This window comes from Pseudomonas sp. P5_B2, assembly GCF_056400445.1.
In genome coordinates this window covers 1-3,260 of the sequence record NZ_JBFULH010000458.1, presented here as the reverse complement: position 1 = coordinate 3,260, position 3,260 = coordinate 1, and the positions used below count along the sequence as shown (strand labels likewise).

The 3,260-nt window shown below is 59.7% G+C and carries 5 protein-coding genes; 2 read left to right on the top strand and 3 right to left on the bottom strand.

Annotated features, from left to right (window positions below):
- The 3 genes from AC1DRJ_RS22315 to AC1DRJ_RS22305 form a co-directional block, all read right to left on the bottom strand.
- The coding region (locus tag AC1DRJ_RS22315) for an SLAC1 family transporter (RefSeq protein WP_477804049.1) at positions 1-432 on the bottom strand (432 nt) is incomplete at its 3' end.
- A gap of 106 nt (positions 433-538) precedes the next feature.
- On the bottom strand, positions 539-850 hold the full coding sequence (locus tag AC1DRJ_RS22310) for a cupin domain-containing protein (protein WP_477804048.1): 312 nt from the start codon (positions 848-850) through the stop codon (positions 539-541).
- A gap of 52 nt (positions 851-902) precedes the next feature.
- Positions 903-2,087, bottom strand: coding sequence for an MFS transporter (locus AC1DRJ_RS22305; RefSeq protein ID WP_477804047.1), 1,185 nt, complete (start codon positions 2,085-2,087; stop codon positions 903-905).
- 154 nt (positions 2,088-2,241) lie between these two features.
- Here AC1DRJ_RS22305 and AC1DRJ_RS22300 point away from each other — a divergent pair, with 154 nt between their 5' ends.
- Both AC1DRJ_RS22300 and AC1DRJ_RS22295 read left to right on the top strand, forming a co-directional pair.
- Entirely contained in the window at positions 2,242-2,778 is a 537-nt protein-coding gene (locus AC1DRJ_RS22300) for a TetR/AcrR family transcriptional regulator (protein ID WP_477804046.1), read from the top strand.
- A 240-nt stretch (positions 2,779-3,018) separates the two neighbouring features.
- A partial coding sequence (locus tag AC1DRJ_RS22295) for a hypothetical protein (protein ID WP_477804045.1) occupies positions 3,019-3,260 on the top strand: 242 nt, incomplete at its 3' end.

Here is a 3,260-nt window from a genome sequence, read left to right as displayed (position 1 = left end):
CGCCAGCGACATCACCACATCCAGCCACCAGAGCATTTCGGCGACATGAACCACACCGTCACCCCAGCGTGGCAGGCCAAACACCAGAAAACCGTTAATGATGGTCGCGAGGCCCATGGGAATGGTGCCGAAAAACATCGACACCGTCGAATGGCCGAAGATTCGCCGGGCTTCGTCGAAGAACAGCACCCAGCGCGCGGCGTACAGGGCGGTGAATAACACGAACAGGAAAATATTGAACAGCCACAACCCTTCGGCGAACACACGCAAGCCGGGTATGGCGAGGGGCAATTGCGCCAGCGCCAAAGCCAGCACTCCGGTGCCCATGGTCGCGGCGAACCAGTTGGGCGTGAATTGGCGGATGACTTCACGCGGGTGCTGCAAATGGCTGAACGGTTTGATACCGGTTTTGACGCTGTGGGTGCATGTCATGGCGAACTCCTGGTCCTCTGGTGAGGTAGAGCMCATGCTAGCAGCAGATCGAATATCTATATAACGGGTAATATCTCTATAAGTTATCTGTTTTGCAGATATAGCATCACACGCTGCCTTCCGATTCGATCACCAATACCCGCGACGCCCCCTGCGGATGGGCCACATGCTCGGTGCCAACGGACGCATAAAAGATGTCGCCAACCTCCAGCAACGCCTCCTTCTCAATGCCCGCTTCGCGATACCGCATCTGCACTTGCCCATCCAGCACCACGAACACTTCCTGGCCATCGTTGACGTGCCATTTATATGGCTGGTCCGTCCAGTGCAAGCGGGTGGTGATGCCGTTCATGTTGGCAATGTCCAGCGCGCCCCAAGCGCGATCAGCGGTGAAGGATTTGCTGCGGATGATCTTCATGGAGGCGGTCCGTCGAAATGAATGGCGAGGCTAAGGCTAGCGATCAACGCACCTAGGCGCTACAGGCTTTCAACGCACGTTGACGCATCAAGGCCAGCCAAGCGCCAACGGAGAGCACGATCAACACTGTGCCATAACCGTCGGTGGTCGCGACCAGGCCAAAGGTTCGCGTCAGGTTCCCAGCCAACAACGACGGCAAACAGAACGCCAAGTAACTGAGTACATAAAACGCCGACATCAGACCCGCGCGTTCATGGGATAGAGCCAACGGCACCAAACTGCGCACGGTACCGAGGAAGCCGGCGCCGAAACCACTGCCGGCGATGAGCGTGCCGAGGAAAAACAACGGCAGGCTGGCGCTGTGCACGCCCAGTAAGACCAGAACGATCCCCGTCGGCAGCAGACTCGCCCCCAACTGCAGCGCCAAAGCGACAGGACGATTGCGCAGGGTGAAAATCATCAACGCCCCCGTCACCGTCAGCGCGGCGACAGTCGAGCCGGCAATCAGGTTCGAGGTGGAACCGGTGGCCGTGCGCACCAAAGACGGCGCCAGGGACGCATAAAAACCGCCGAGCGCCCACGTGGCGGTGTTGAGCGGCAACACCCGCCACAAGGTGGGGCGCGCCTGAGCCGGCACATGCAGGGTCGGCCGCAACGACGCCCAAGCTCCAGGCTGTCGCGAGACACTTTCCGGCAAACGCCAGATATATAGCGCCTGCAATGCAAACAGAATGAGCAGCAGCCAATAGGTCAGGTGCAACGGCGCAGGTGCAAATTCGGCCAGCAAACCGCAACCCAGCCCACCCAGGGCCATGCCGAGCAACGGTGCAATGCTGTTGATCAACGGCCCATGCTGGCGGTCAGTGTCCAGTAGCGTGGCACTGAGCACGGCAGTCGCCATGCCGGTGGCAAACCCTTGCAGAACACGAGCGCTAATCAGCCAGGCAACGCTGTCAGCGTAAATAAACAGCAACATCGCCAGACTATTGAGCACCACAGCGGTGAAAATAACCGGTTTGCGCCCAAGGTAATCCGACAGCGAACCCACTGTCAGCAGCGCAGCCAGCAAGCTGAAGGCGTAGACGCCGAAAATCAGGGTCAGGGTCGCGGCCGAGAAGTGCAGCTGTTCCTGATACAGGCGGTACAACGGAGTCGGCGCCGTGGAAGCCGCCAGAAAACTGAGTAAAGTAATCGCCAGAAACCACAGGCTTTCACGATTTGAACGAGAACTGGACATCGGCACACCCCGCAAAAGCTAATTTTTTGCTTTTGCGGAGTGTGCTACCGGGTGGCGCTTAAAGCAAATTCTTTGTGTTAAGGTCCGATGCATGGCTTTTAGAGCCGAGCCTGTTGCCTTAACGGCAAGTCTCGGCGCGAACAGGAAACAGCTAATGACAGGCCCCACTTTACGTCCCGGCGGCCGCAGCGCCCGGGTGCAGGAATCTATTCACAAGGCTGTGCGCGAATTGCTCGAAGAGCAGGACCGCACCAGCGTGACCGTGCCGCAAATCGCCGCGCGCGCGGGAGTTACGCCGTCGACCATCTATCGGCGCTGGGGGGATTTGTCGGCGTTGCTGGCGGACGTCGCCCTCGCCCGCATGCAACCGGAAACCGAGTCGACCAATACCGGCAGCCTCTCGGGCGACGTGAAAGCGTGGGCGGAACAGTACCTGGACGAAATGAGCTCCGAACCCGGCCGCAACATGCTGCGCGACGTGCAGTCGAGCCTCAAGCCAAGCTATTGCGCAACGATCATTGGCGGGCAGTTACAGATGATTCTGGATCGCTACCCGAATGAACCCACACCCAGTGTCGACCGGCTGATCAACCTGGTGGCGGCCCCTATCGTGTTTCGAATCCTGTTTTCCGAGGCGCCACTTGAGGTTGAGGAGCTGCATCGGTTGATCGGGATTGCGTTGAATCAGTGAGACCGCCTTCGCGAGCAMGCCCGCTCCCAGATTCGATCGCGTTCCACCAGGATGAACGCGATCGAATCTGGGAGCGGGCKTGCTCGCGAAGGGGCCCGAAAAAGCACCGAAGATCACACTGACACAACGCCTGCGACACCCCGCCACGCCACGACCTTGGTCGACACTGACTAACCGGGGCGGTCGTGCGAGACTGTCTGACCGGGCGGGAGTCCCGGTTGTCTTTTGTCTGGAGTTCTCATGTCGCTGTCCAGCGGGCTGATCGCCGCCGTCGCCCTGGCCTATATGGCCATCATGTTCGCCATCGCCTTTTATGGTGACCGTCGCAGCACGCCGTTGCCGCCGCGCGTGCGTGCGTGGGTGTACAGCCTGTCGCTGGCGGTCTATTGCACCAGTTGGACGTTCTTCGGCGCAGTGGGGCAAGCGGCGGAACAGCTCTGGTCTTTCCTGCCAATCTACCTCGGGCCAATCCTGCTGCTGGT